Origin of the sequence: Sulfurimonas sp. (genome assembly GCF_023229025.1) — a bacterium.
Classification (GTDB): domain Bacteria; phylum Campylobacterota; class Campylobacteria; order Campylobacterales; family Sulfurimonadaceae; genus Sulfurimonas.
Genome location: NZ_JALOAA010000081.1, coordinates 1 through 2519 on the forward strand (window position 1 = coordinate 1; position 2519 = coordinate 2519).

Consider the following 2519-nt stretch of genomic DNA (forward strand, 5'->3'; position numbering starts at 1 on the left):
GTTAAGTGTTGCGGTTGTCGTAAGACCCATGCCGTGCTACCTGATTTCCTCTCGCCCTACAAGCACTACCCGCAAGAGGTCCAAGAAAGCGTACTGGAACAGGTTCTAGAAGAAGGGGTTGCTGTAGAGCATGTCTCGATTACCCCAACTGAAGAGGAATCCTCCGCTTCATGGCCTTCCATCGACACAATGCGGCTCTGGATCCGCAGGTATCGCAAACGTGAACGGCTATACATCGGAGCTGTCGCCGGCTTTCTAGAACGACACGGAGTTACCGTTGGTGTCTGGAAGCCAGGCTTTGCCTGTTTCTCGCACTTGATACACTTAGCCGAGCAGTTAGTGCAGCAAGCAATTCGTAGTAGTAGCCTGCTTGGAAAAGTGAATATTCTCTTGACCATTTCTCAGCCTCGGCTGTGGATTTAAATCCCACGCACCTTTGCCTCGTGGTCACTTCCAACTCCCTGTAAGCTCTAATCACTAGATGAAGGGAGTGTCGTACCGATGAAAAACGACCTAAGTGACCCAAGGGATGTTGCCTTACGCCGATTTGAGATGATTGCACCACTATTGGAGCCGGATCTTGAACCAGCGGAGAAAGCCCTGCGCCGAGAGGCTATTTTGGCGTCCCAAGAAGCCAAAGGTGAGCCAATTTCGGCCCGAACCCTGCGGCGGTATCTACAAAACTACCGGGAGCAAGGCTTTGATGGTTTGTATCCCCGCACCCGCTCTGACCAAGGAAAACCCAGGGTTTTGCAGGAAGAGTTATTACAGGCTGCGGCGGTTTTGAAAAGAGAGTTACCCCAGCGCAGTGTTCGCCAAATCATTGAGATTCTGGAGGGCGAGGGGAAAGTTAATGTCGGTGTTCTCCGACCTTCCACAGTCTCTCGCCATTTTAAAAAGATGGGTCTTATGGACTTGAAGAAACACGTTAAGGGCAAGGCTGGATACCGCCGTTTCCAAAAGGAACGACCCAATCAGATGTGGCAGTCCGATCTGAAAGACGGGGTTTATTTGCCAGATCCTAAGAACCCCGATAAGTTCCGGAAAACACATCTACTGGTCTTTATTGACGATCACTCCAGACTCGTTACCCATGGAGAGTTCTACTTTAGTGAAAAGTTCCCCATACTTGAAGACTGCTTTCGTAAGGCTGTTCTAAAAAGGGGACTTCCCGAAAAGGTGTATGTGGACAACGGAAAAATTTTTGTCTCCAGGTGGTTCCGCCTAGCTTGCGCCAGGCTTAACGTAAAACACCAGGTAACGGCACCATACTCGCCCACTTCCAAGGGCAAGGTCGAACGTTTTATGAGGACGGTAGAGCAATTCATCGAAGAAGCTCGCTTGGTAAGGTTTCAAACACTCCCCGAGCTGAACACTGCCTTTAGTATCTGGCTGGAGGAAGGTTACAACCACCATAGCCATAGTGCCTTAACAGCTGAAGATGGCACTTTACAAACCCCCGCTCAGGTCTTTAAGGCTAATGCAACCAAGCTCCGCTTTGTGAGCATGGAGGAGCTTCGAGATGCCTTCATGTGGGAAGACGATCGCGTTGTCCGTAAAGACGGCTGCCTCTCGCTACATAACATAGAATTTGACGCCGGTCCAGAGTTCGTAGGCAAAAAAGTGGAGGTCCGTTACGATAGGATTAACCCCGAATTTGTTGAGGTTTGGGACAATGGCAAAAAGGTCAAGACCATCTATCCTAAAGGAGCTAGACTCCAGATCGCGGACTCTCCACCGGTTTTGGAGTCCGCAGATCCACCGAAAACCTCTCGATTACTTGATGTGCTAGAGAAGCAGGACAAGAAGCGTAAAAAGCAAGAACTAGGCGCAATCTCCTTCCGTAAGCTGGGAGGTACTTCTGATGTTTAAGTCTTTTTTTGGATGCACAGCGTCTCCTTTTGACCGCTCAATTAGCACGAAACTTCTTTTCCAGTCCGAAGCCCATCAAGAGCTGATAGGTCGAATGGTTCATGTTGCAGAAAACCGTAAATTCGCCCTTTGCACTGGTGAAGTTGGTGCAGGCAAGTCCACAGCCGCTCGGGCTGTGTCAGAACAACTAAATCCAACTCGCCATTTGGTACTCTACATCACCGACTCAGACCTCACTCCCCGGAATTTCTACTACGAAGTTCTGCACCAACTAGGGATCCCGCCAAGATTTTACCGTGGTGATGCTAAGAGGCAGTTAGTCAAGGCTTTAATGGACATGCATGAAAGCAACCGGATTCCGGTAATCATTATTGACGAAGGACACCTCTTGGGCCGTGAAATGTTAGAGGAAATTCGCTTCCTCATGAACTTCAAGATGGATAGTTTCTCGCCTCTAAGCTTAATCCTGATGGGTCAACCTGAGCTACGGGCAACTCTGCAGACCCAAGCCTATGAAGCTATAGCACAAAGAGTGAATGTTCGGTTTCATCTGCCTGCCATGACCCAGAGCGAGACGGCAGGTTATGTACAGCATCACCTAAAGGTAGTTGGCGTAGATCGTGCTGTGTTCACAGACGATGCATTGT

3 protein-coding genes are annotated in these 2519 nt (G+C 49.4%); all 3 read left to right on the forward strand.

The window, feature by feature from the left end; all coding sequences use genetic code 11:
* Positions 1-423, forward strand: a 423-nt coding sequence (locus M0Q20_RS11020; RefSeq protein ID WP_295061932.1) for a DUF6431 domain-containing protein, incomplete at its 5' end; no start/stop codon positions are given.
* A 78-nt stretch (positions 424-501) separates the two neighbouring features.
* On the forward strand, positions 502-1872 hold the full coding sequence (locus M0Q20_RS11025) for a DDE-type integrase/transposase/recombinase (RefSeq protein ID WP_295061935.1): 1371 nt from the start codon (positions 502-504) through the stop codon (positions 1870-1872).
* The coding region (locus M0Q20_RS11030) for an AAA family ATPase (RefSeq protein WP_295061938.1) at positions 1865-2519 on the forward strand (655 nt) is incomplete at its 3' end. The genes M0Q20_RS11025 and M0Q20_RS11030, both read left to right, overlap by 8 nt.

What these genes read in the sequence shown, in the direction of transcription:
- M0Q20_RS11025 (WP_295061935.1), top strand. Translation starts at nt 502, where the DNA reads ATGAAAAACGACCTAAGTGACCCAAGGGATGTTGCCTTACGCCGATTT.